Below are 26,630 nucleotides of genomic sequence, written 5' to 3' on the forward strand. Positions count from 1 at the left end.
TGCTATAAATTCCTGTCTTACGTGCTAGTTCCTAAAGATCCAGGTGCGCCGGTCAAAGTTCGTTTCGGCGAACAAGTAATAATCATGATCGCCAGCGTCAGTATGTAGGGCGAAGCATTGAATAAGTAATAATAGGAATCGACCCCTACTGATTGCAAAGCCGGACCGATCGCCTGTGCTCCCCCAAATAGCAACGAGGCGTATAAGCACTGAACAGGATTCCAACGGGCGAAAATTACCAGCGCTACCGCCATGAGTCCTTGACCGCTAGAGATGCGTTCTGTCCAGCTACCGGGATAGTAAAGGGATAAATAAGCACCACCAATTCCAGCTAAAAAACTGCCCGCGATAATGCAGAGCATACGAACTTTATTAATGGAGATTCCCATTGCTTTGGCAGCATCGGGACTATCCCCAACTGCACGAATGAATAACCCCCAGCGAGTTGATTTAAAAAACCACTGCATTAGAGGGGCGATCGCTACACCTAACAAAAATAGGGGACAAATTTGTAGCGCTGATTGCACCGGAGGCAGATGACTCCAAGCACCCAGAGGTAAACTAGGCAACTGGGTGGCACTTGGTTGAATAAAAGGTTTGCCAAAAAAGAAAGCAATGCCGCTACCAAAAATAATCATGGCGATGCCTACGGCAATGTCGTTTACTTTTGGTTGTATGCATAGCCAAGCGTGGATAAAACCTAGTACCATGCCAGCTAGACCAGCGGCTAAAACACCTAACCAAGGCGATCCAGTCTGATAAGAAATAGCATAGGCACTCATCGCACCCGTTAACAGTGTCCCTTCTAACCCCAAATTAATCTTGCCGCTTTTTTCAGTCAGGCATTCGCCCAAACTAACGAACAGAAACGGAGCGCTACCCCGCAAAGTTCCTGCCAAGATACCCAAAGGTACTCCCCACCAACCTAATACTTCTGCTGCCATTGTGGATTCCTCCGATTTGAGATTTTGGCTTAATCTATTGCTTAGACAGTGGCTACTGATGGCTGCTCGCTAGAAGGTGGCTGCTGAGGGCTATCGGTTGACCGTTCTTTGAAAAATGGCAAACGTCCGTAGAGCGATTCGCTATACAGAACTACCAAAAAGACCAACCCTTGGAACACTAAAACCGTTGCATCGGGCAGTCCATGTGCTCGTTGCAAGATGCCGCCACTAGCAAGAATGCCGCCCAGCAGAATTGCCACAATAGTCGCAGCAAGAGGGTTGTGTCGAGCAATGAATGCGACTAAGATACCGCTGTAGCCATAGTTAGCATTAAGTGATTCGTTAGCTCGACCATGCACGGCTGCGACTTCCACCATGCCTGCCAAACCCGCACAAGAGCCAGCTAAGAAACAGATTGCCATTGTCAATTTGCCGACAGGAAGTCCGGCAATTCGAGCAGCGCGGATGTTACCTCCTGCTGTTCTAGCTGCAAAGCCAAATGTAGTGCGCTGGATCAGGAAGTAGGCGATCGCACAAGCAACTAACCCATAAATTAGACCGTAGTGAACGCGGGTTCCTGGAATATTTCCTAACATATTCACATCAGGAATCGGGTAACTAGAAATTTTATTGACACTGCTGGGGTCACGCATCACGCCGCCGACTAAATGATTCAGCAGGGCGATCGCAATATAGTTCAACAACAAGCTGCTAATTGTCTCATTCACTGCCCGGTAATAGCGCAAAGCTCCCACTGCACCAATCCACAGACCTCCACAGACAATTCCTGCCAGCGCCATTGCAATTTGAACTAACGTCGGCGGTGCAGAAGATAAAGCCAGGCCAGTGGCTACAGCCCCCAGACCCCCAACTACTAAAGCGCCTTCGTTGCCGATAATCACCAACCCCAAACGGGCAGGCAAAGCCGTACACAAGGAACTCAACATCAACGGTGCAGCCCTAATCAGGGTGTTTTGGAATGAATGCCAACTGCCAAACGCTGCTTTGTAGATTGAGGCATAGACAGCAAAGGGATTAGATCCAGCCGCAGCACAAAATATTCCAAACAATACCAATGAGAAGACGATGGCGGCGATCGGGATACAAACCGCTTCCAAAGTTGTACGCCAGTTTTGACGGTTAATCATCATCAGAATAAAAGATGAATTACTAAGAAAATGATGAGTGTTGAATTAAAAACTTGCTTGTATAGCAGTTGCCGACGGGCGTGAAATACTTTCTTAGCGAAAGGAAGGGGTATGTAGGGACAAACCTGCTCGCCCCTACTAAGCTAATCAGCGTTTAAGTTGTCCGCTATACAATTTTGAATGCACATCAGCTAATTAACTTGTAACTTTGCCGATGACGCCTGATGCCAGCCAATTCATCTTTTCTAGTTCTGCGTCTTGCTGCTTGTAATCCTTGCCTTCAGCAATCACAACTTTCCCGGTGTTATCTTTTATTTCCCCCTTATAAATGACCATGCTGCCATCAAGAAACTTACTCTTAGCAGCATCAGCATCCTTTTTCGCTTCGGCCGTTACAGTGCTACCGTAGGGCGACAGTTTCAAAAAACCATCCTTCAAACCACCACGTACTAAATGGGGAATGCCTCCGTTCATCAGCGTCTTGCCAGCTTGAAGCATTTCAGCATACTTAGAATAGACATTCGTCCAGTCCCACTCGGCCCCTGTTAAATATCCTTTGGGTGCAAGTTGGGCTTGACTCGCATGGTAGCCAGTACAGAAAATGCCTCGTTTCTCAGCCGTTTCCATCACTACTTTGGGGCTATCTACGTGACAGGTAATTACATCAACACCCTGGTCAGCCATACTATTAGCAGCATCAGCTTCTTTAACAGGCAAAGACCAATCTCCTGTAAAAATCACCTGAGTTGTAACTTCTGGCTTAATACTCCGTGCCCCTAAGGTAAAGCTATTGATATTGCGTAATACTTGCGGTATGGGTTTAGCAGCAATAAATCCTAATTTTCCGGTTTTAGAGGTGTGGGCGGCAACAATGCCTGCTACGTACTCACCCTCATCAATGTAGCCAAAATAGCTGCCAACGTTATTTGGATGCTTACCTTCCTGATAAAGTCCACCGCAGTGAAAGAATTGTACCTCCGGGTAATCCTTTGCCAGTTTCAGAATATGCGGGTCAAAGTACCCGAAGGACGTAGGGAACAGAACCGTTGCCCCATCCTGTTCAATCATGTTCCTCATGGTTTCTTGTACCGATGTAGTTTCAGGAACATTTGCTTCCTCTACGGTTTTTACCCAGGCTAATTTTGAAACCCCAGCGTTCCCTTCTGCTTGGGCTTGATTGTAGCCGTAGTCATCTTTGGGACCAACATAAATAAATCCCATCACAATTGGCTTATCTTTGCCAGCCGAGTTTGCTTGAACCTCTTTAGCAGGACTACATCCAGTCCAAAGGCGCGATGTGACTGCAAACGCTGTAGTAGATAAAATCCCACGAATTACTTGACGCCGAGGTATAAACAATGACTTTTGGGTACTCATTCTCTATGTTCTCACTAAAAGTATTTAAGAGGAATTCATAGCTAAGCTGTAAAGCTTATACTTTCTGGGAATTGCTAGATATATTCACGCTAAATTTGTCAGCTTTTAGTCTATCTATTCAACAATGAGATTAAATGCGTTAATAAGTATTTACATTCCAATCCCATGTTGAATTTAATGTAGAAGATTCATGGTGAACCAAAACTAATTCTAATAAAAAATTAGTTTTTGCTGGAAATGTTGTTTTAGGAAACTCGAATTTCCCCAAAATTAATGATGTTTATCATATCCCAATTACTTTTAGTGGTAAGTTTTTTTATAAAAACTTAATAATATTAGCCAAATTATCTCCCAAAAAGTTCGCTAGAAACAAATTTAAATAAGAATGTTCACCACAAACAAAAAATAATTTTTGAGTTCTGGCACGCAACTAGCTTTTCAGTCTTGGACGCAACGTAAAAATAAGTCTAGGCTGAATCAAAAATAATAGAAATCGATATTATAAAATCAGAAAAACTGTCATTGATTTCTAATAACAGTCAATAAGAGGTATTTTACAGCGTATTCCTACTTTATGAAGTACACCGCGCTCTCACGGGGTTTCTTTACAGTTCTCGCATCCTTACTGATTCTGTTCAATAAACCCGGTTTCTCGCGATCTACATCTATATGGAATATGCTGTATTTCTATGGGAACTCTTTTGGGGTGGCCTTCTAGGCAGCCCCAAAGGTAAAAACTAAATGCAGTAAAGCTTAGTGAGGACTGAAGTCCGAGCAAGTTTGATGAGGACTTCAGTCCTCACTACCAACTTTATAACGGTGTACCGGACATAATATTACAGATTACCTTTAAGCCCGATCGCCGTGACAATAGTCCACGCATCCACCAACAGCAGCAGCAGCGTACATAAAAGTAAAATAAGATACATCCAAGGCTGCGACAAAGGCCGGACATCTCTAGTATCAATACCTGTTTTTGCTTCCACCAAACCGACTAATTTACCAAACCCAGCCACCCGCATTGGCAACAAATAACCTTCTCCCGAATGACTCAAAAAATAGTAAACTAAACCTCCTTGACCGGTCGATCGAGGTTTGAGAGCTTTTACCTCAGTCCAAGGTAGCGACCAACCCTTGCGAAAAAAACGCGGAAACCAGTTGGGATATGTGACTTCAATCCCTTCTTCGCTCAAAATTACCCTTTCACTGAGCACACCGTACAGGCCCACAGCCCCGACAACAATTGCCACCCAGAGTGCGGCCGGGGGAACCGGTGCTTTCGTTACTTCCGACAAAAAGGGCAAGGGAATTGTCAGGGCTGCGTACAAGCTCAACAGCGTGATTCTAATCAGGGGAGAAAGCCGGAATACAGCCGGCTCAAATACTGGGGCGGAAGATGGGGAAGAAGCAAGAGGTTGTGCTGACATGGCTGAAATTCGAGAAGCTGTTTAAGGATATTTTTGCACAGCTTTCTGGCCTGCCAACAAAACTCAGGGAAATAGGAAAAACCGGACAATCTTTGCAGTCGGGAGTTTTGGTCTAAAATTCATTTCACAAACTTTGATTCTTAAGTTTTGATTTTTTACCGCTTTGCAGAAGTTGGAATTTTGAGCGCGGAGTTATCAATTAACTGACAATTTATAACTCAAAACTCACAACTCCGATTAATCGACGGCGGTTAGCGCCGGTACAGTCAAAGGTTCTGAGATTTCTCGGGATTTGGGGCGGCCGGCCATTGCTGTTCGATCGCCCTGAACTGCCTCTGGCGATCTGCTAGGATTGACGTTGGAATAGGGGCCTTCGTTGATCTGCAAGCGATCGCAAGGAATTTTATCCGACAAAATTGCACTGGCCATCATGCCGGTGTGAATTTCCAATGCTGCGGCCGGCATCGCTTCAAACACTAAGCGCTGTCCGGGAAAAACTACTCGTTCAAAGTACCAGTTAGGAATGTTGGTGATGCGAGCAATCTGAATCTGACTGGTGGCGTTGACGTAGCAGCACAGAATCTTGCTGTCGGTGTCTGAGGGTACGGGGTCAAGAATTTGAGCCATAACTGCTGAGGGAGCCTTGCCTAAAAGTTTTAGTTATCTTCTCAGGCTAACACTAGGTGATCCCGCCTACTGTAAAGCCGACTACCAACTCCCTAATACATGAGAGACCGATCGTACCTAACTTAAAATCTAACCGGATAAATATCGGCTTTTTGACTCCACGCTGGGATTTTAAGTCAAAATACGCTGTATTGACTTAAAAATTAGCTTTTTTCTGCTGCTCTCGCCGATCGACACCAACAAGCTCGGCCTTGAACCCAATAGAAAAATTTAAGAATATTTAATGTCAAATTGCGAAAATTAGATAGATTGTAAAGTTATATTAAAAGAATATTAACATAGCTGAAAAAGTTCCACTTTAGGATATGGCAATCATGGAAAACCGAGAAAACCGAGTCCTGTACGTTCGCCTCCCTTGCAATCCTATTTTCCCGATCGGAGTTGTTTATCTTTCGGATCACGTACACAAGCTGTTTCCCGATGTCGAACAGCGCATTTTTGATTTAGGTGCCGTACCCCCCCTGGATTTCGCTAAAGCTTTAGATGCCAGCATAGACGAGTTTAAGCCGACTCTGCTGGTTTTCTCTTGGCGGGACATTCAAATTTACGCGCCTGTGGGCGGCAGGGGCGGCAACCCGCTGCAAAATGCCTTCGAGTTTTACTACGCCAAAAATCTGCTAATCAAGTTCCGGGGAGCACTCGGAGGACTGCGTTTAGCGGCGTCTTACTACACCGAACTCTGGCGCAATTTGGGGCTGATTAAGCGCGGATTGAAGCGGGCCCGGAAATACCGTCCCGAAGCTCGTGCAGTAGTCGGTGGCGGTGCTGTGAGCGTGTTTTACGAGCAGTTGGGACGCAGTTTGCCGGCGGGAACAGTGGTTTCAGTGGGGGAAGGCGAAGCTTTGCTGGAGAAGTTGATTAAGGGCGAAGATTTGGCCGAGGAAAGATGTTATGTGGTGGGAGAAACTGTGCCGCGCGCGAAGCTAATTCACGAAAAGCCAGCCAACATCGAGAAAACTGCCTGCGACTATAACTACATCGAAACGATTTGGCCGGAGTTTTCCTATTATCTACAAGATATGGACTTCTATGTCGGAGTCCAAACCAAACGCGGCTGTCCTCACAATTGCTGTTACTGCATTTATACCGTGATTGAAGGCAAGCAAGTGCGGATCAATCCGGCGGATGAGGTGGTGGCGGAGATTAGGCAATTGTACGATCGAGGTATCCGCAATTTCTGGTTTACCGACGCTCAATTTATCCCAGCACGCAAATTCATCGACGATGCAGTTGAATTATTGCAAAAAATCATCGCCGCCGGCATGGACGACATACACTGGGCCGCTTACATCCGTGCGGACAATCTCACACCAGAGTTGTGCGATTTGATGGTAAAAACGGGGATGAATTACTTTGAAATCGGCATCACCAGCGGTTCCCAGGAACTGGTTCGCAAAATGCGGATGGGCTATAACTTGCGAGTAGTTTTGGAAAATTGTCGCGATTTAAAAGCCGCCGGTTACAACGATGTGGTTTCCGTTAATTACTCGTTTAACGTCATTGACGAAACCTTTGAAACCATCCGACAAACTATTGCTTATCACCGAGAATTAGAGCGGATTTTCGGAGCCGATAAAGTGGAACCCGCGATTTTCTTTATCGGGTTGCAGCCGCACACAATTTTGGAAGAATACGCCTTTAAACAGGAGATTCTGCAACCTGGTTACGATCCGATGAGTTTGATGCCTTGGACAGCCCGCAAGTTGCTGTGGAATCCCGAGCCTTTGGGTTCGTTTTTCGGGCAAATTTGTTTAGAAGCTTGGCAGCGTAATTCCAATGATTTCGGCCGCGAAGTGATGGCAATTTTGGAGGAAAAACTCGGCTGTGCGGATTTGGAAGAGGCATTAACCGCGCCTGTGGAAATCAAAGACAAACAGTTGGCAGCAGTTAATTAATTACCAGGTTCGCAGTCAGGACGACGGTTATTTAACAAAGGGGAAATGGGAGAAAAAATGTATTTTCTGTTTCCCTTTTTTTATTCACTAAATAGCTAAGCGCAAATAAACATTACCCTGTTACAGAGTCAGTTGGCGATCGCATGGGGGCGCTTATTCCCGGTTTCTAGGAAAATCAAAGGTTTAGTAACGAGAAATATATGAAGAAACCCGGTTTCTCAGATCAGCGTGAACAAGTCATAAAATCTTAAAAATGTCATCAATACAAGAGATTGCTTTCCTTCGATCGCATTGACATACTTATGTATTTTCACTGGTGTAGGGTGGACAGTTCGCACCTTACTTAAACCGACGGTGTACCGTGTTCCTGCACCTTTCACATCTGAGATTAAATATTATTAATATCCAGCAAAGATCGCTTAAGATGTAATTATATAGTTAAAGCCAGGAGTGACAAGATGTTTTATAAAGATAGAGTTAAGGGCATTAAAGGAGTAGGTCTAGTTATGGCTGGCATTAGTGCGATCTGCTTTTTGACAGCCTCAGCAGAAGCAACTGCACTAAATCAACCGATTGGCCAAGTTCGGGCGATCGCACCCAACACTTTCGGCAATAATCAACCGCTGCAAATTGCCCAAGTTGAGGGATGTCCGAGGGCCGAAATGGTGCAATTTTTCGCAACACCCAACTTTTCTATATACATTTGCAAAACCCAGGAAGGCGATATTTTTTACCGCGGCCTCAGCAAAATAAATGGCACCCAAATCAATGTAATGCAAGTAACTACAGGTGATGACGGAAGTTATGAAGCGACTAACGGCAATATTATCTATTCGATTAACCCCGAACGCCTACAAGTCCGGCAGAATGGTAAGGTAATCTTGACCGAAGGTGTTATCAAGTAGCGCTAATTGTGATTCAACGATCACTCCTCTAAATTTAGGGTGTATTTTATTTAAGTGAAAAATTCAAGAGCAGCAAAAATATATTGATTCCTTAATAATCAAAGAGAATCACTGGTAACGGTTATAAAATTGACTAACTTTTGTTCAAATACCTCTCAATCAGGACGATCGCCACAATATCGTCCACCGGTCTCGGCGGCGTCCGCATTCCCTTGGGAATCAAGCGGTCGAGTCCCATCGGAGGGTACATTTGCCAGTAGCGTTCCCTCGCTTCTAAACTGCTGTACCTCTCATCCACCTGAACAATTTTGATCGCAGGCGACAAACTCTGCGTCAGTTTTTGTTTCCAACTCTTAGAAGTCGTTTGATCTCCGATCACCAATAACTCAATGGGAAACTGTTCGCACAAAGATTGAATAGTAGATATCGCTGCTTCCGACAGCACAACTTGATGGTAGCAGACCTTCTTATCTGTACCCATTACAGCTATGCCGCATTTGTCTTTACCTGGATCGAAACCTAAAATCATAGCCAGTTATCCATTATTAATTACTAAACTTATTTTTTAATTTTCAAGTCTCCTGGGCCTTGTTTTTGTGGTCCGGTGCGGAAAACAACGACTCCGTTTTCAAGAGCCACTAAATCTATTTTAAGCGGGCCGGCGATGTAAGTGACATCTGCCGCGATTGCCTGAACATCCAGCGGTTTCTCGTACTGCTGCAACCGATCGATAAAACCAGCCAAAGTTTCAATCTGACTGTCGGCAACTTGGACTCTACCGCCGACAACGCCGATCAGGCGAGCGCGAAATTGACAAGCTTCTATCAATTGCAGCAACTGCTGCCGCACCTGTTCGTCGGTCAAAATCACGGGATCGACAGCAACCCCTGCAATCACATCTCCAGCGCGGAAAACCACTCGATTGATTTCTGCTTCTGCAAATACCTTAATTACCTTTTCTTCCCGCAGGTAATTAGCGCCGGCGACAATCCGCACCACGTAATCTTGACCGTCTTTAACCTGACTAATTAGTTGATCGATTTCTGCTTTAGTAATTTGAATAATCTGGTCTCTAACCTTCTTATTTTCCGGCTGCATGAGTCCGACGGTGGTTTTATTTGCTTCTTGCAAAAGTCGATCAATCGCGCGACTCGCCATACCGGGTTCAATAATGCGAACCACGCCAGCAGCTAAAATTTGACCGCGCCTGATGGCAACTGTACCCTCGCGGATTGCCTGAAAGTCGCGTTCCAAAACTTGCACTTGCTGCTGCAATAAAGTTTGTTGCTGTTCGAGTTGAGCTTGTTGCTGTGCCAAGGTTTCTAGGAGTGCTTCCCTCTCGGCAATTACTTTGTCGCGCTCGACAATAGTTCGATCGCGCTCGGCCAGATTTTGCACCCGCTGGGCAATTTCTTTGTCCCGCTGGGCAATTAGTTCGTTGCGAGCGACAATTTCTTGATCGCGCTTGGCAATTTCTCTCTCTCGCTTGGCAATTTCTTGATCGCGCTGGGCAATTTGAGTTTTTACCTGCTCTCGCTGCTCGATTAACTGTTGGCGCTCTTCTTGTAGTTGGGCGATTTCCGCTCCTAAAGTCGTTTTTTGAGCAGAAACTGTTTTCAATTGGTTCTCGGTGCGATCGAGCTGAGCTTTTGTCGTTGATCGGATCGTTTCCACCAGTTTCAATTGTTCTTCGGTGCGGGATTTAGCCGCTTCCACACTGCTGAGCTGTTCTTCTGTCTCGGATTTAGCGGCTTCTACCTGACTTAACTGCTCTTCAGTTTTAGACTTGGCTGCTTGCACGCTGTTGAGCTGGGCCCGCAGCGACTTTAATTTTGTTTGCGTCCGAGCTTGCTCGGCATTAGCAGCTTGGAGGGATTGATTAATTTGCTCTAAATTGGCTCTAGCTTGCGCTTGAGCGGTTCTGGCTTGAGCTAATTCAGTTTCAACTAGATTTTTTTCTTGAGTTGCCTGGTCGATTTCTCTGCGGGCGTTGTTGAGCCTTTTTTGAATCTCGTCTATTCTAAAAACTCCCGTTCGCAGCGGCTTGCTAGTAGCAAACAAAATGCCCAGAGTAATTGCTGACAGGATGCTGCCGGCCATCACTGTCACAACAACAGCAGTATCGCGGGGGCGAAGTTTGAACAAGCTCAACCTTGCCTTGCCGACTTTCGTCCCAAGGCGATCGCTGACAGTGGCGATCACACCCCCCAACACTAAAATTACAAATACCAGGATGTATCCAGCAGTCATTCCGATTTTAGATTTTGGATTTTGGATTTTGGATTGAATCTAAAATCCAAAATCCAAAATCCTATACTTTCTCGGCATCAAGTGAATTGCTGGCTTAGGGCCACCGGGTTGTGGACTGTGATCTTTTTCTTGTGGATCGAGATCATGGTTTCTTGTCTGAGATCCCCGAGCAAACGAGTCACAGTTACCCGCGTCGAGCCGATCGCTTCGGCGATCGCCTGGTGGGACAGCTTCAAATCTATCGTAATCCCCTCTGTACCGGGCACGCCAAAATCCCGACACAGAATCAGCAAAAAGCTGACGAGTCTCGAACCCATATCTCGGTGCGCCAGCGTTTCAATCATCATCTCGGTTTGCAAAATCCGAGACGACAGTCCCCGCAGCATCACCATCGACAATTCCGGGTCTTCCTTGAGCGCTTTCTCTACTTGTTCGATCGGCAACGAGATCAACTCTACCGGCGTAAAGGCTACCGCGTGGTAAAACCTGTCCGATCGGTGTCCCGTAATCAGAGACAGCACCCCAAATACGCTATTTTCGCGCAGGAGGGCGACTGTAATTTCTTCCCCTGCTTCGTACACCCTGGAGAGCTTCACAGCACCTCTAATGAGAACGTAGACGCGCTCAGCCGGGTCTCCAGGGAAAAAAATTGTCTTGCCCCGTTCAAAGGTTTCCACAATGGGTGGAAACGCCCCGCCGCTGATTTGGCGGAACACGGCTGCTAGCGGTCTATCATGCGTCACGACTAGATCCTTTGTACTAATCAATACTTTATAACTTGCGGATTAACCTTATTGAGTAAATATACTTCCCAACCTCCAATATGCAAGGATTCGGTTACTTCCATCTAATGTTAAGGTAAACACACGCTGTATGATTAAATCTAGCCCTTCTCTTAACTTTTTCAATTCCCCCCCCATGTAGCTCCACAGCAAAATTAATATCAATTGTGTCTCAATTGTGTCTCAATTGTGTCTCAATCAGTTAAATCTGAATCAGTTGTGTCTAAACTGGCGGGGTTGTCGCATAGAGCCAATGAGAACGGTGCTAGTTGCTTCTAGAAGAAATACAGATGATAGATTTGACCGGAAAAAATGCTCTTGTTACGGGCATTGCCAACAATCGCTCGATCGCCTGGGGCATCGCTCAGCAGCTCCACAAAGCTGGGGCCAACCTCGGCATAACTTATTTGAAGGACGAGAAAGGCAAGCACGAGCGCAAAGTCGCTGAACTGGTGGAACCGCTCAATCCCAGTCTGTATTTGCCCTGCAATGTCCAAGACGAGAGCGAAATTGAGTCTACTTTTCAAACCATCGCCGACAAGTGGGGCAAGTTAGATGTCCTGATCCACTGTCTGGCTTTTGCCGGCAAGGACGAACTTTCGGGAGACTTCACCAACACTTCGCGCCAAGGTTTCTCCAATGCTTTGGATATTAGCGCTTACTCGCTGGTGCGGCTTTGTGCTGCTGCTAAACCCCTGATGGCCGAGGGCGGCAGTATTGTGACCCTGACTTATTTGGGCGGCGTCCGGGTAGTTCCTAACTATAATGTGATGGGAATTGCTAAGGCGGCTTTGGAAATGAATGTTCGCTATCTGGCTGCTGAACTGGGCCCGTTAAATATTCGGGTAAATGCGATTTCTTCTGGGCCGATTCGGACTCTGGCTTCGTCAGCAGTTGGCGGTATTCTGGACATGATCCACCACGTTGAGGAAGTGGCCCCGCTGCGGCGGACGGTGACTCAGCAGGAAGTGGGAAATGCTGCAGCTTTTCTGTGCAGCAATCTCGCTAGCGGGATTACGGGTCAAGTTTTGTATGTCGATGCCGGTTACGAAATCATGGGAATGTAACAGTTGTCGAGAGTTTTGAGTTATGTAGGGGCGGGTTGAGACAGTAAACTTGAACTTTAACAAGTAAGTTTTATGCAAAAGCCGCCCCTTTCCATAGTTGTGAGCTTTGCATAATTCTCTTAACTAAACACTTGAGAATTAGCGCCAATCGAGCTGTAATCTTCAATTACTAATTATCAATAACTAATGAATGACCCATTGCGAATTATGGAGATAATAGATCGTCCTTCTGTGCCTCCTGCAAGTTCAGTTCAACCAGCTAGGGCCGCCTTGGTGAAACGCACGACACTGGAAACGGATGTCACGGCCAGCCTCAATCTCGACGGTGTGGGAACTTGCAAGGCGTCTACGGGGATTCCGTTTTTAGACCATATGTTGCACCAGATTGCTTCTCACGGATTGATCGATTTGGACGTGCAGGCGATCGGGGATTTGGAGATTGACGACCACCACACGAACGAGGATGTGGGAATTACCTTAGGCCAAGCGCTAGCAAAAGCTGTCGGCGATCGATCGGGCATTTCTCGCTTCGGGCATTTCATCGCACCTTTGGATGAAGCTTTAATTGAAGTAGTGCTAGACTTTTCGGGACGGCCTCACTTAAGTTACGGCTTGGAAATTCCCAACCAGCGGATCGGCACTTACGATACTGAATTAGTGAGAGAGTTTTTTTCGGCGGTGGTGAACCACACTCAAATGACATTGCACATTCGACAGTTGCAGGGCGGAAATTCTCATCATATTGTGGAAGCGGCGTTCAAAGCATTTGCACGGGCTCTGCGGATGGCGGTGGAAATCGACCCCCGGCGCGCCAGTCGGATTCCGAGTTCTAAAGGAGTTTTGTAGTATGGGGTTTGCAGTAGCGTTTGAGCGCTGCTGCAAACCTGTAAATCAAAATATATCTGCTATGTAGTTAAAAACACCTTGACTTCCCTCGCCGTACTTCCCGATAAATTCAGCGATGATTCGATCGCTACACCTTTCTATAGCTTCATCAATAGAACTTTGTGCTAAAACTTGACGAGCCGACTCACGCAACACTTCAAACAGATTCACAGTATAGCGAGTATCTTCACTGACAAAATCCCACAGTTCTCGACCGATTAAAGTTATCATTTCCGAATTTGGCAAAATTTGCTTCAGCAAACCAAGTGTTACAGTTTTATTAGTTCTTTTGCCGTAAGCTATACCAATATAAGCGCGATCGCCATCCTGAATTTTTTCCTCTATTTTGGCAGCCCAATATACTATCTGGTCTTTATCCATATCATTCGGGCCGCTTTTTACCTATATCCAGCATTTCTCGCCATCACTGGTAGTTTTAATTGCGTCCCATCCAGACTCTTCCGGTGGACTTTCTGCACTTTCAGAGCAAGATATCAATAGTTTTTGAATAAAAAATCCCATTGAAGTGACAATAGACCTAGTAGCAGTCATATAAACATTTAGCCTGACAACTTCTTCGGGAGTGTCCAGATTTAACGCCCTAATTAAAAATGGGTTGGGATGAATTTTCCCTAAAGTCAGATTTTCCACCATAACTAGCTGTCGCCCAGTAAAATCTCGACAAATGCTGGCTAAAAAATTTTCAGCGATAGTAAGTTGCAGCGACAGCTTGCCTGAAGATATAAATGCTAAAATGCGTTCAATCTCATCGGGAGTAAATGTGAGCAGTCTTTTGCCAGAGATGCTGCTGATGCCGTTTCTGAGTGTTTCTGCTTGTCAGTTCAAAAATTCTTCTAACTCCGCAAAGTGACTGGCGAAAGAGCGAGACTTGCTGGCAGGCACTCCTACTTCTTTTTCTAAAACAAATGCTAATAATTCATGAAGTTGCTCTGACACTTTTATTTCTCCTAAACTAAGCTTTACATATTACTTAAATAAAAAGAGAAACTTGAGAAGAAATTCGTGATTTACTAAAATCCAAAAGCAAGAGCATCAAGCATATGCTTACCCTTCTCCCGCCCAACTTCTTGATATATATCCAAAAGTTCTTCGTAGGCAGTCTCTCCCCCTATAATATTCCAAAACTCATGTCCCATAATTACAGCTTGTTCAAAAGGCGTATACTTCCTTGCCACTGACCATTTATAATCTGAACGATTTGGCCCGTAAGGATTGTAAGCCATAGCATAATAAGATTGAGCATCGGGCCGAGACAGTCCGCACAGTAAATGATATCTCAGCAGTCGTTGAATTACCTCCAAGCATTGTCCTTTGTTGGGTTTTGACCCTTTAATTTCAAAGAAAAATTTCCTCCCGTCACGGGATAGCACGTACAAATCTGCTTTGACTGATCGCCTAACTAAATGGTGAGTTTTTTGAGCCTCAAGAACAGCTTCTATCATTTCTTCAAAAGCAGGTTTATTTGCATTTTTGTCGGCTGACTGTTCAAATAGCGCTATCTGACGCTCAATTTCATTGATAGCCTCTATGCTAACTTCGCCAGAAATTTCATAGCTTCTGCTTGCTTCTTGGTGATGTTCCAAAGCAATGAGTTTTGCACATTCTTCATAAGTTGTGCCCAAGCTGCTGCTGAAACCTCTTTCAAACTCGTTAATCCGTAGCAATTCTGAGGGCATAATAGCAGCCTGAAAAGGTTTCAGTTGACCTTTAGAGGATTTGCATGATAAATATGCTGCTGGAATATCAAGTTTCGGTATTAGCCGTCCTCTGTATTCATTGACAATATTCTCGATGAAAACTTCTAAGTATGCTTTGATTATGACGCGGGTAGTTGAGCTAATAGCTGACATTATTTTACTGCAAACATTCTGGTGACTAGACTTGTTGAAAACTGTAATACCAAATTGGGATGACGAGCGTTGGTGAGGAAACTTGACAAGCAGCGACCACACAACTTTTGTTAAGCTGGCTAGATTGGGGAGTAGTTTAAAAAATTCACCCGATGGATTCATTAACTTTTTTGCAGAACATCAAGCTGACAACGACAAGACAGGAGACTCCTGCCGAATCGGAATCTCAATAGTAAACTCTGTTCCCCCGCCTGGTGCAGAAATACACCCCAAGCTTCCCCGGTGTTTTTCCACTACAATTTGCCAGCTAATCGATAGCCCAATCCCTGTGCCCTTACCGGGGGGTTTTGTCGTAAAAAACGGGTTAAATACGTGGCGACGAACCTCTTCCGAAATCCCTGGCCCATTGTCCACAATTCGGACAGCTACCCAATTGCTGCTTGTTACTTCTGTGCTAATCCGAATCACGCTAGGATTCGCTTTAATTTCTTCTAGCGATCTCTGCTTGTTCCACTCGTCAATAGCATCGATCGCATTTGCAAGTACATTCATAAATACCTGATTCATTTCTCCCCCATAACAGTCCACCTCGGGCAGGTTTGGGCAATAGTCCCGCACTACTTCAATCGAGGGGCGGTCTGAGTTAAATTTTAGTCGGCTCTGTAAAATCATCAGCGTGCTGTCCATGCCTTCGTGAAGGTTGACCGATCTCATTTCATATCCTTCTTGCCGTGCGAAGAGGCGCAAAGATAAAACAATTTCGCGGATGCGATCGGCTCCTAAGTACATCGATTTGAACAATTTAGGCAAGTCGTCTTTGAGATAATCTAGCTCGCTGGCTGCGATTTCTGCTTGTATATCTGGAGCCGGATTAGGATAGTGCTTTTCGTAGAGGTCAAGGATAGTGACCAAAGCTTTTGAATATTCCAGAGCATAGGAAAGATTTCCATAAATAAAATTAATTGGATTATTGATTTCATGGGCTACGCCCGCCACGAGTTGGCCTAGCCCGGACATTTTTTCGCTTTGAATGAGCTGGCTTTGCACCTGCTTGAGTTCGTGCAGAGAATTTTCGAGCTGTAGGGCTTTGTGCCGCTCTCGCGCTTCCGATGCTTGCAAAGCTGCTTCTGCAAGCTTGCGTTCAGCAGCCTCCTGCTTGAGGCGTTCATTCGTTTGGGAAAGTTCAGCAGTGCGCTGTTCTACTCGCGTCTCTAGCTCTTGTGCCAAAACTTGTAGGTCAGCTTGCGCTTGCTCGCGTTCGACAATTTGCGCCTGAAGCTTTTTAGTTAGATTTCGCAGATTCAGGTGCGTGATAGCCCGAGCTAAAACTTCTTCCTGTTGAAGGGGCTTAGTGATATAGTCAACTCCCCCCACATTAAAGCCTTTGACTTTGCTTTCTGTATCGTCCAGCGCGGTCATAAAAATGACTGGGATATCTTTAGTTAAGTCATTCGCTTTTAGATGTTGACAGGTTTTAAATCCGTCCATCTCTGGCATCAGAACATCCAACAAAATTAAATCCGGCTGGCAATATTGCACTTTTTTGAGAGCGCTAGACGCACTGCGAGCTACCCAAACAGTGAAGCCAGATGCGGTCAAAAAATCCAATACTGAACCCAGATTAGTGGGCGTATCATCTACAATTAAAATGGTTCCTCTGTCTAAAGATTCGCTAGTCATTTTTAGTCCTCATCTAAACTGTTGAACAAATTCTACTAATTTGTCTTCTTCAAAGTTTTTAGTTAATTCGAGCAACTGATTGACAAAAGGTGCATAACGCATATCTATTGCCTTCAGCTTACTGGCTCGCTTCTCAATACTGAGGAGTTCACCTTTCATGGCTAAATCGAACAGGACTGCAACTTCTTCCGAAGGGGGAGCAATCAGTTGTTGGTCTTGGATTTGGGAAGAGGTATCAGTAAAAATACCTTCTGAACTTAAAGTTGTTCGCTCCTCATAAACCCATTCTAAACCTAAATGGTTGCCCAAGCATTCTAATAACTTTTCTGCCCGAATTGGTTTGAGGAGAAAAGCGTTGCAACCAGCCTGAAAAATACTGTGGGGATCGCCGGATAAAATGCTAGCAGAAGTTCCGATCGCGATTACATCCTTCAATAGAGGAATTTTTCTGAGCCGCCTCACCGCTTCAAAGCCGTCCATGACTGGCATTACCAAGTCAATTATAATACAGTCCGGTTGAAATAACAGCGCTTGATTCACGCAGTCTTGACCGTCCGTTGCCTCCATTAATTCAAACCCAATGGGAGCTAAAAGATTAACTAGAACCGAGCGATTTTCCCAGCGATCGTCAACTACTAAAATTTTCCGCCGCTCGCCTGAGAAACCCCTGATAAATTTTTCAGGTTCTTTTTGATACCCTTCCCAGCTTTCGGTAATAGGCAACTCTAACTCAAACCAGAAAATACTGCCTTTACCTAAAGAGCTTTGTACTTTCAGTTCGCCGCCCATCATCTCCACTAATTGGCGACTAATTGCCAGCCCTAATCCTGTTCCCTCTATCTGGCGAACTGAACCGCTGGCTTGCTCGAAGGGCAAAAATATTTTTGAAAGTTCGTCCGGCCCGATGCCAATGCCTGTATCTTCTACTTGGAAAATAAATTTCGCTGTTAGGGATTGGGAATTGGCGATTGGTGATGACAAAGATTGCTGAGTCTCCAGTCTGTCTACTTTGAAAGTAACCCCTCCTTTTTCGGTGAATTTTACGGCATTGCCGAGTAAGTTGATGAGAATTTGCCGCAACCTTTTTTCATCGGCTTGGACGCAAGTGGGAAGTTGAGTTAGCGGTTCGTAAATCAAAGAGATTCCCTTCTGTTGGGCGCGAATCTGGCAGATTTCAGTAATGCCTTGGAGAAAGTCTGACAGGTGAAACTCGGTGAGGTAGAGTTCCATTTTTCCGGCTTCGACTTTGGAGAGGTCTAGAACGTCATTGATCAGAGTTAGGAGGTGTTCGCCACACTGATGAATGATGTTAATACCAGAAATTTGCTGACTGGTTAAATCTATGTCTCGTTTAAGGATTTGGGTGTAACCTAAAATGCCGTTGAGCGGTGTGCGAAGTTCGTGGCTCATGTTGGCGAGAAATTGGCTCTTGGCGCGGTTTGCGGCTTCTGCTGCTTGCTCGGCTCGCTGTCGCTCTTGAACTTCTACTTCGAGGCGTGTATTTTTGGCTTTTAATTCCTCGGTTCGCTCTTCTACTTTGACTTCTAAATTGTGATAGAGGTTGGCATTTTCTAAGGCGATCGCAGCTTGTCCCGATAGCATCCGCAACACTTCTACCCGCTTCGGCGTGAAAGCGCCAGCAATCACGTTGTTTTCTAGGTACAGGATGGCACTTAACTTACCTTGATATAGGATAGGCGCACACAAAACTGATTTTGGTTTGTGTTGGGTAATGTAGGGGTCGGCGTTAAAGATTTCCTCGCGGCCCGAATCATTTAAAATGACATCTTTCTGAGTTCTGGTGACGTAATTAAGTACCGAGATAGGCACTAGCCCAGAAGTTGATACTGGTAAAGATTCTAGCACTCGGACTTGATCTTTAGTCCCCGCCGCTTCTATAACAAGTTGACCCTCTTTTGACAGAATAAGCGCTCCAGTTTCAGCGCCTGCGTTTTCTATCAAAATTTTCATTAACTTGGTGAGCAAGTTAGGTAGAACAATTTCGCTAGAAATGGCACTAGATGCTTTCATTACAGTTGCCAAGTCTAGCAACTCTGTTTGAGCGCCTGTAATGGTCAAAGGAGCAATTGTCATCGTAGGGTTGAAAGGGGTTTCGGTGATGACAGAGGCTCGCGTTATTAATTGCGGGTATTTTTCTTCTAGATGTTTAACTTTAGCTAAAGCTCCCCAGCGCATATAGGCATAATAAGCATCGGTCATGTAGGTGCGGGCAATCTTTTCTTTACCCCAGGAAAAATAGAATTTAGCAGCGAGTTCATAAGCTAGTGCTTCTTCGTTGATATACTCGTTTTCTTTAGCAAGAGCGATCGCTTTGTCGTACATCTCGATCGCTTCTACTTTCTCACCTAAAACACGATGCCGTTCGGCCTCTACTAAATAGAATTTATGTAAATGATTCATTGGGGCATGATGCGCCCATTTTTGCAATTTTTCTTGATTAGCTTGTACTCGGTTAAGAATATCCTGTTGGTCGGACTGCGAAGTTTCAGAATACACAGCTAGCCGTATTAGAGAATCGTATAAATAGAAAATAACAACAGTTAGCTGCCCTGTAGATGAGCCGAAAGAACTTTCTACTTGAGGGATGTTTTTTAAGGCTGCCTGGTAATTATCAAACACATAACAAAGCGCAAGTTTGTGCAAGTATAAGTAATGAATTGCCAGTTGATTGTTGGTTTGCTGGTATAGCGGCAGCATTTTCTCTTCGTCGTATACTTCCCCCTTTAACTGGCATAGATTTTCACTTCTTCCCATCATGTTTAAGACGGCTTGCCAACAGATTTTTGTATTGTTAAGCGCTGTTTTTTGGCTGATTTTATGAAGGGCATCTGTGTAAGTTGCTATCTCTCGTTCGAGTTGCATTAGTTGCTTGCCAACAAAAAACGAGTAATGACTCCACACCATGATGGCATAGCCAGCATATTCTAAATCTCCAGTTTCCAGCCCAGTAGAGAAAGCTGCCAGGAAAGGTTCTAAGGTATTTCGGACGTGTTCTTTCCAATGTTGAACGGCTGCATACACTAAGTGGCAAGTCTTGACTTCGATTTCTTTGGCATTTAACTTTGACACTAGACGTAAAGCTAATTGGCCCAACTCATAGCCCCCCTCAATATCTCCTACCGCCCCGCAAAGAAGAAGACTATATACTGCATATGCAAAGGGAGACACAGAAGCATTGCCATATTGAACAGATAAATCGACCTGTTTGCACACTGTTAAAGGCACCAGTACGGGCATCCCAGAATAGCAAGCAGAAAATATACTTGACAAAATCCTGATCGCTGCTAATTGATAAGGATCGGTCATTTCAGGGAGATCGATTAAGTCCTCAATTCGGGTTCCGCTCAAAATTGCCGCAGTTTCCCCCAGCGCCTGGCCAATATCAGATGGGTTTGGCGAGTCGGGAAACTCTACCTCCAACTGCTTTAAGACTTGCAGCCCCGTATTCAATGCTTCGACCAGCTTGTTCTGCGCCATATAAGCTTGAATCTGGACTTCGTACACTTTTACTTTGTCCAATAGCGTTTTGGCGCAGTTTTGTACTATCTCAACGAATCTCTGCATTCCGTCAAAATCACCACTCAAATATGCTGACTCTGCTGCTTCCTCATGCAGCCTTAATGCCAGTTCATACCGATTATCCCAACTATCTACCGCTAGCAGAGATAAACCCACTTGCAAATATTTGACGGCGGAATCGTGGGCTGTAGCAGCTTTCGCTTTCTGACCTGCAATTAGATTCAATTGGGCGAGTTCATATTTTTGGGATTCAGTTGTAAGTAAGTCAGTACCATAATTGAGTTGGTTAACTAAAGCGAAAATATTTTCTTTTCGGTCTTCTGGCGTTGTACTTTGCAGCAGCAGTTGACCTATTTTTAAGTGGGTCTCTTTTTTCTGCTCATCTGGAATCAAAGAATAGGCAGCTTGCTGCACTCTGTCATGTAAAAACTTGTAGTCAACCTTCACATCATTTAAGGTAAAACCGCCCGATTCTTCCTGACTAAATACGAGGGGAATTTTGTATTCATTGCTCAAAGGTAAAATCAACCCAGCTTGAAGAGCTTCCCACAATTGCGCCGCCGTGATTAAGGATGATTCCTGATTGACAATCGCCAAAACTTCTAAGTTAAAAGTGTTGCCAATACAAGCAGCAAGTTTTAATACTTTTTGTGTATATTCTGGCAATTTGCGTATGTTTCTAGCAATCAGTTCGACAACATTGTAATCGGTGATCCCGATCGCTTGAATTTGCTCGATATTCCATTGCCAGACGCCAGAGTATAAATCATAACTCAACAAATCTTCTTGATAGAGAGTTTTGAGGAGTTGACTTAAGAAGAAAGGATTGCCCTGCGTTTTATTAAAAAGTAGAGACGCGAAATTTCGCGTCTTTACAGACAGGGATTCCGAACCGCCAGATTCATTTAAAGTATCCGCAATTAATTCTTCGACATGAACCAGGTGTAATGGTTGAAGGACAATATTATTCACCGTCGCACCAGTTTGGCGAATCTTGTCAATTGTTTGAATCGTCGGATGAGTTGGAGAAACTTCGTTATCTCGATATGCCCCAATCAGCAATAAATACTTGCTATCAGAATCAGTTATTAGCAATTCAATTAATTTCAACGATGCTGAATCCGCCCACTGCAAGTCATCGAGGAAGATAACTAAGGGATGGTCAATAGTCGTAAATACACCAATGAATTGTTTAAAGACGCGACTGAAACGGTTTTGAGCTTCAGTTGCCCCTAGTTCTGCTACAGGTGACTGTTTGCCAATAATTAATTCGACTTCAGGGATAACATCAATGATGACTTGTCCGTTATCGCCTAAAGCGGATAATAGTTTTTCTTTCCAAATCTGAATTTCTGCTTCGCCTTCGGTTAGAAGTTGCTGAGTTAAGGATTGGAATGCTTGAATCAGGGAAGCATAAGGAATATTGCGCTTGAACTGGTCAAATTTCCCTGAAATAAAATAACCTCGTTGCCGCACAATGGGTTTGTGAACTTCATTGACCAACACTGTTTTGCCTATCCCGGAATAACCGGAAACCAGCATTAATTCGGTGGTGCCACGGGCAACGCGATCGAAAGTTTCTAGAATTTTTTCAATTTCTTTGTAGCGACCGTAGAGCTTTTGCGGTATATTTAACTGCCCTGCTTTATCCGCACTTCCAACAACAAAGTTGGAAATATATCCGCTAGCCTGTAGTTTTATCAAGCAAGTTTCTAAGTCAAATTTTAGTCCTTCAGTGCTTTGGTAGCGGTCTTCAGCATTTTTAGCTAATAACTTCATCGCAATCGCTGAAATTTGTGGTGGGATTTCAGGATTTAGCTGGTGAGGGGGAATGGGAGTTTTGGCAATATGGCTGTGTACCAATTCCAGCGGGTCTGTGGAATTAAAGGGCAACTCGCCTGTGAGCATTTCATAGAAGGTAACGCCTAGTGAATAAAAATCAGTGCGGTAGTCAATTGACCGATTCATCCGGCCAGTTTGTTCTGGCGACATATAGGCGAGTGTGCCTTCGAGCAAATCTGGATGGCTGAGCGTCGAATTTTCTCGCTCCAGGCGCGAAGCGATGCTGAAATCAATAATTTTAACTTTTTCAGTAGCTGGGTTGATGATAATATTTTGTGGCTTTATATCTTTATGAATAATGTTATTTTTATGCAGCTCTCCTAAAGCGGAAACAAGTTGGATACCTAGAGAAAGAAATTGAATAATTATGAGCTTTTTACCCTTCATCCAATCGTTGAGAGAATCGGAGCCTGAATCTTCTAATATCAGTGCTAAACCGTTTTTATAGGTTTCTAAACTAATGGCTTTGATAATCGCTTCTACGTTCAAGCTCTGCAGGATTTGATATTCGTGTCGCAAGCGGGTAATGTCAGAAAGAGTGGGATACTCAGCCTTTAGCGTTTTGACGATCACGCTGGACAAGTCCGAATTCTTGCAAGCGCGATCGACTGAAGTTCTTATCCCGCTGTGGAGGGTTTCAACGAATTGATAGCCAGCTAAGTTGATAGTCATTGTTATTCTAGCGATCGCAAGGGAATTGAGCGTGAGGTTAAGGCCGGTTTTAAAACATAATTATTATTGGAGCTGATTGTAACATAGTAGTTTACTCAACAAAAGTGAGCTCATGTTTCGCTTCTGGCAATCGTGGTCTTATGAGATTGTGTTGTTAACTGTGCTGCCTCAATGCGCGTTTTGGGTGTGTGTTGGGGGATTAGTCGGCTGCACTTTCAAGTGGGGTGTCGATCGAGTGTTTTCTCACTGCTGATAATTATCGTTGTCAACCATCACCTCAAACCAAATCATCGATCCATCCGCAAGCCGAACAATCCCAATGAACAGGCGGCGTTTCATACTGGGGGTAAGTCATTTCATATTGGGGACACCGGCCAGTAAACAGTGGGTGGGTATCCAAAAGTTCTAACTGTTTCTCTGGTGTCCACCACTGCCTCGGTTGCAGAATCAATTTGTCGCCATAGTAGCTTGCCCCTTCGGGTTCCCAGAGTTCATCGGCTTCAGCGTCGGAGTTTTCTCGAAAGTCAATGCAAGTATTGTGTTAGGGCCTGTGGGATGGACGGCACAGATGAGGTGGGGATTGCGGGCGAGCTAGGAGACAGCGATCGCACTTATAGAGTTTGGGCATGGCAGGCGTGTTGGGGTTTTGGTCGGGGTTTAGTTTCCCAAAAATTGAGGTGTTGGTGGCGATGGCGAATGCCGCTGAGCGTCAAGACACCGCTGCTTTACCCGCATCAAGAATACGTTATCCGCTCGCCAGGACTCTCTGATTTACTGTTATGACAGTTTTGGTAGCGAGTGTCGTTCTTTGGATGACTTCTGCTTCCGAGTGGAAGTTTTATTTTCCGATATGTTAGTGTTGGCTAATTTTAGCTTATTCTGATTCTGATAGCCTATTGAATCGAAGAAACCAACATGAAAAAGTTAATGCCCTTACTATTGGGTGCCGTATTCCTGTGCAACACTGTTGCTTGTCAGAAATCAAGCGAGCCGATCGCCAACACTAATGCTCCGGCTAATAATCGCCCAAATTCTGTAGCTGGCAGAAGCAGCCCTACGTCCAGTCAGCTTAAAACTCAGCCAGCGGCCGTCCCTGCAGGAACCAGTTTTGATACCATTCTCCAACAAGATTTGTCCACGAGTAAAAACCGCGACAACGAGCATTTTACTTTGCGAGTCAAAGGAGGCAATAAAACTCTTAAAGATGCCGTGATTCAGGGACATCTGGAAGATGTCGTCAAAGCAGCTAAAGGTAAAAAAGCGAGTTTGCATCTAGTTTTTGATGATATTCAACTCGCAGATGGCTCAGCTTATCCCGTGGATGTTACTTTAGTTAATACTCAGGTAGAAACAAAAACCAAAGGCAAGTTTGTTCAGAATGCTGGCATTATTTTAGCTGGAGCAGCGGCCGGTCATTTCCTCGGCAATAAAGCGAAATTCAAGCATGGTGCTGTAGCTGGGGGTGCAGCAACAGCCGCTTATGTTTTGTCTAGTCCCGGTGGTGAAGTTTCCCTTAAAAAAGGAACCAATGTTAAGCTGAAACTTAAAACGCCTCTCGATACTAGCCCATAATAAATTGTGCTTTTTTAGAGTGCATGGATGCAGAGAACGGAGGCGATTGAGTACCAATCGAAGGATGTCGCTGGTACATAATAATTTGCCTCCGTTGAATGTAACCGTAGAAGAGATGTTACAAGAGTTGCCAGAAGCGTGAGTTCAGCACTCTTGTAGGGAGCGATCGCTCTCGTAATGTTTTGCCGTTCAAGCTCCTATTAATTTCCTCACTCCTTCAAGATAGAGAATGCTGAGACGTTCGTCCAAAGCAGTCAGCTCTGGCTCACCGTTTAAAGGAGTTCTTAATAGTTCAACTTTCTTTACATTTACCTCTGCCAACAAAACGAGTTCGTTCCCTGTTGCATATCCTGTAAACTTAGGAAAAAAATCATTTGGTAAAAATTCATTTGTGATGCCGTGCCTGTCCGAGAACTTTAGGTCAGTCCAGTCTATGTCAATTCGCTCGAAATCGCGGCTTTTTAAGGAAATTCTATTGTGAGTTGTACCCAAGCCTTTTCCAAGTTTCCTTGCAACAGTTAAGCTGATGTTATAAAGCAATACGGTTTACTTAAGACCGAAAAAGTGATAAACTAGGTATGATGTACAAAAAAGTAAATCAAGTATAGTGCCGTACAAAAAAATATTATTAGAATCTCCCAAGCTCAAAAGTAGCGATATATTCAAAGCAATAGAAATAGCAATCCCATCAACAGAAATAGAAGCAGCTATTCTCAAAACGAAAGCTTTCATAGAAACGGCATCGTGGGCTACCATCACAACTGGTAGTATGTCTAATCATAGCAATGAGCTTATGGTCAAAAGACTCAATGCGCGACGTACTAAAAAATCTAATTAATGGACTTAATAAAGTCTGGTTGAAAAGGGGTAAATATTGGAAAACTCCCTGCAAGGCAGCTATTACTAAAGCCCGAAAAAGATTAGGGACTCTTGTAATGAGCCAGTTATTTCATCAGTTGGTACGACCAATGGCTACAACTGAAACAGTGGGAGCTTTTCTGAATGGATTGAGAGTTGTAGGAATAGATGGAACCTGCTTAGGCATCCCAGATAGTAATGAAAATGCCAGAGTTTTTGGGCGTCCAGGTAGCCGTCCAGGTAAAAGGGCTGCTTTTCCCTTTCGCTAGATTAGTTATTTTAGTAGAAGCAGGAACACACTTAATATTTGATGCCTTAATATGTCCGTACAAGATGGGAGAAAGAGTCAGGACCTTAAGATTATTGCGCTCAGTTACCAAAGAAATGTTGTTAATGTGGGATAGAGGTTTGCATTCATATGCGATGGTGTCAGCCACCCTCAGCAAGGGTTGTGAATATTTAGGACGAATTCCGTCAAATGTTAAATTCACCAACGAAACACAACTAGAAGATGGCTCTTACTTAAGTTTTATTAATCCCCCAGGCAAATTCAGAAAAAAAGGATTTGAACCCATACAAATCAGAGTAATCGAGTACACGATTGAAAACTTAAACGACCCAACAGCCGAAATTAGATATCGTTTAATTACAAGTTTATTAGACTCTCAAGAAAATCCGGCCAAGTTATTGGCTGCCGAATCTCATCAACGGTGGGAAGTCGAAAATACAATTGATGAATTTAAAGTACATATGTTAGAACGAAAAACCCATGTTCGTTCTCAAAGACCAAGAGAAGTAGTACAAGAAATTTATGGCTTATTATTAGGACATTGGGCTGTGCGGTCATTAATTTGTCAAACAGCGCGTAGTGCACAAATTTCCCCATTAAGTATTTCTTTCACGGGCACATTACGAGTTATTCGTCGTGCTGTCCCAAAATTTCAGCGATTAGAACCACAAGAAATTCCTTTTTTTTAACTTGGTTGAATTTGGAGATACTTGATACAACTTTACCGAAAAGAGTTCAGAGAAATAATCCAAGATTTGTCAAAAAACCTGTTTCAAAATTTAAATCCAAAAAAGTTAAACACAGATGTACGGGAATAAAAATGAATCCTCCTGTTTTTAATATCTTAAAGCCTCCCAAGCCTCAGGGTAAGCGCATCTCAAACGCTATTGACAAGGGAATTTAGAGGCATCATCATGTTGGGTGGGATAAACAAGCAGC

Annotated in this window: 20 protein-coding genes and 1 pseudogene; 7 read left to right on the forward strand and 14 right to left on the reverse strand. The window is 44.3% G+C overall.

Annotated features, from left to right (window positions below; genetic code table 11):
* Positions 1–17: 17 nt before the first annotated feature.
* The 5 genes from QUA04_RS08005 to QUA04_RS08025 form a co-directional block, all read right to left on the reverse strand.
* Positions 18–944 (reverse strand): ABC transporter permease, encoded by a 927-nt coding sequence (locus tag QUA04_RS08005; RefSeq protein WP_333203544.1) that lies wholly within the window; start codon positions 942–944, stop codon positions 18–20.
* A 41-nt stretch (positions 945–985) separates the two neighbouring features.
* Positions 986–2,095 (reverse strand): ABC transporter permease, encoded by a 1,110-nt coding sequence (locus tag QUA04_RS08010; RefSeq protein ID WP_333255489.1) that lies wholly within the window; start codon positions 2,093–2,095, stop codon positions 986–988.
* Between the two features lie 192 nt (positions 2,096–2,287).
* Positions 2,288–3,469, reverse strand: a complete 1,182-nt coding sequence (locus tag QUA04_RS08015; protein WP_333255491.1) for a BMP family ABC transporter substrate-binding protein — start codon at positions 3,467–3,469, stop codon at positions 2,288–2,290.
* An 836-nt stretch (positions 3,470–4,305) separates the two neighbouring features.
* The gene (locus tag QUA04_RS08020; RefSeq protein WP_333255494.1) at positions 4,306–4,896 is read right to left on the reverse strand and encodes a hypothetical protein; all 591 of its coding nucleotides are present in this window, start codon (positions 4,894–4,896) and stop codon (positions 4,306–4,308) included.
* 237 nt (positions 4,897–5,133) lie between these two features.
* Entirely contained in the window at positions 5,134–5,523 is a 390-nt protein-coding gene (locus QUA04_RS08025; protein ID WP_333255496.1) for a DUF1830 domain-containing protein, read from the reverse strand.
* A gap of 374 nt (positions 5,524–5,897) precedes the next feature.
* Here QUA04_RS08025 and QUA04_RS08030 point away from each other — a divergent pair, with 374 nt between their 5' ends.
* On the forward strand, positions 5,898–7,478 hold the full coding sequence (locus tag QUA04_RS08030; RefSeq protein WP_333255497.1) for a photosystem II high light acclimation radical SAM protein: 1,581 nt from the start codon (positions 5,898–5,900) through the stop codon (positions 7,476–7,478).
* 458 nt (positions 7,479–7,936) lie between these two features.
* Complete coding sequence (locus QUA04_RS08035; protein ID WP_333255499.1) at positions 7,937–8,383, forward strand: hypothetical protein; 447 nt, start codon at positions 7,937–7,939, stop codon at positions 8,381–8,383.
* 133 nt (positions 8,384–8,516) lie between these two features.
* Here QUA04_RS08035 and QUA04_RS08040 read toward each other — a convergent pair whose 3' ends face one another.
* The 3 genes from QUA04_RS08040 to ntcA all read right to left on the reverse strand — a co-directional run bounded on the left by QUA04_RS08040 (position 8,517) and on the right by ntcA (position 11,376).
* Positions 8,517–8,912 (reverse strand): pre-16S rRNA-processing nuclease YqgF, encoded by a 396-nt coding sequence (locus QUA04_RS08040; RefSeq protein WP_333255501.1) that lies wholly within the window; start codon positions 8,910–8,912, stop codon positions 8,517–8,519.
* Positions 8,913–8,941: 29 nt separating this feature from the next.
* Complete coding sequence (locus tag QUA04_RS08045) at positions 8,942–10,633, reverse strand: DUF3084 domain-containing protein (RefSeq protein ID WP_333255503.1); 1,692 nt, start codon at positions 10,631–10,633, stop codon at positions 8,942–8,944.
* A gap of 77 nt (positions 10,634–10,710) precedes the next feature.
* Positions 10,711–11,376 (reverse strand): global nitrogen regulator NtcA, encoded by a 666-nt coding sequence (ntcA, locus tag QUA04_RS08050; RefSeq protein ID WP_006634020.1) that lies wholly within the window; start codon positions 11,374–11,376, stop codon positions 10,711–10,713.
* A gap of 329 nt (positions 11,377–11,705) precedes the next feature.
* Between ntcA and fabI the strand changes: the two genes are divergently transcribed.
* Both fabI and hisB read left to right on the forward strand, forming a co-directional pair.
* Entirely contained in the window at positions 11,706–12,482 is a 777-nt protein-coding gene (gene fabI, locus QUA04_RS08055; RefSeq protein ID WP_006634022.1) for an enoyl-ACP reductase FabI, read from the forward strand.
* 207 nt (positions 12,483–12,689) lie between these two features.
* Entirely contained in the window at positions 12,690–13,328 is a 639-nt protein-coding gene (gene hisB / locus QUA04_RS08060) for an imidazoleglycerol-phosphate dehydratase HisB (protein ID WP_333255525.1), read from the forward strand.
* Positions 13,329–13,373: 45 nt separating this feature from the next.
* Here the strand turns inward: hisB and QUA04_RS08065 are convergent, their stop codons facing one another.
* The 5 genes from QUA04_RS08065 to QUA04_RS08085 form a co-directional block, all read right to left on the reverse strand.
* On the reverse strand, positions 13,374–13,748 hold the full coding sequence (locus QUA04_RS08065; RefSeq protein WP_333255505.1) for a hypothetical protein: 375 nt from the start codon (positions 13,746–13,748) through the stop codon (positions 13,374–13,376).
* 21 nt (positions 13,749–13,769) lie between these two features.
* Positions 13,770–14,021 carry a hypothetical protein gene (locus QUA04_RS08070; RefSeq protein WP_333255507.1) on the reverse strand — a complete coding sequence of 84 codons (252 nt, stop codon included), beginning with the start codon at positions 14,019–14,021 and terminating at the stop codon, positions 13,770–13,772.
* A gap of 377 nt (positions 14,022–14,398) precedes the next feature.
* Positions 14,399–15,238, reverse strand: coding sequence for a TdeIII family type II restriction endonuclease (locus tag QUA04_RS08075; protein WP_333255509.1), 840 nt, complete (start codon positions 15,236–15,238; stop codon positions 14,399–14,401).
* Positions 15,239–15,418: 180 nt separating this feature from the next.
* On the reverse strand, positions 15,419–16,918 hold the full coding sequence (locus QUA04_RS08080) for a response regulator (RefSeq protein ID WP_333255511.1): 1,500 nt from the start codon (positions 16,916–16,918) through the stop codon (positions 15,419–15,421).
* Positions 16,919–16,927: 9 nt separating this feature from the next.
* Positions 16,928–22,972 (reverse strand): AAA family ATPase, encoded by a 6,045-nt coding sequence (locus QUA04_RS08085; RefSeq protein ID WP_333255513.1) that lies wholly within the window; start codon positions 22,970–22,972, stop codon positions 16,928–16,930.
* A gap of 555 nt (positions 22,973–23,527) precedes the next feature.
* Between QUA04_RS08085 and QUA04_RS08090 the strand changes: the two genes are divergently transcribed.
* Together QUA04_RS08090 and QUA04_RS08095 are read left to right on the forward strand one after the other, a co-directional pair.
* Positions 23,528–23,755, forward strand: a complete 228-nt coding sequence (locus tag QUA04_RS08090; protein WP_333255515.1) for a hypothetical protein — start codon at positions 23,528–23,530, stop codon at positions 23,753–23,755.
* A 132-nt stretch (positions 23,756–23,887) separates the two neighbouring features.
* Positions 23,888–24,544 (forward strand): hypothetical protein, encoded by a 657-nt coding sequence (locus QUA04_RS08095; RefSeq protein ID WP_333255517.1) that lies wholly within the window; start codon positions 23,888–23,890, stop codon positions 24,542–24,544.
* A gap of 189 nt (positions 24,545–24,733) precedes the next feature.
* Here QUA04_RS08095 and QUA04_RS08100 read toward each other — a convergent pair whose 3' ends face one another.
* Complete coding sequence (locus QUA04_RS08100) at positions 24,734–25,084, reverse strand: hypothetical protein (protein ID WP_333255519.1); 351 nt, start codon at positions 25,082–25,084, stop codon at positions 24,734–24,736.
* 194 nt (positions 25,085–25,278) lie between these two features.
* On the opposite strand from QUA04_RS08100, the pseudogene QUA04_RS08105 reads away from it, so the two are divergent.
* Positions 25,279–26,380 (forward strand): annotated as a pseudogene (locus QUA04_RS08105) (IS4 family transposase); the annotation flags it as partial.
* Positions 26,381–26,630 lie beyond the last annotated feature (250 nt).

Origin of the sequence: Microcoleus sp. S13_C5 (genome assembly GCF_036700845.1) — a bacterium.
Lineage (GTDB): Bacteria > Cyanobacteriota > Cyanobacteriia > Cyanobacteriales > Microcoleaceae > Microcoleus.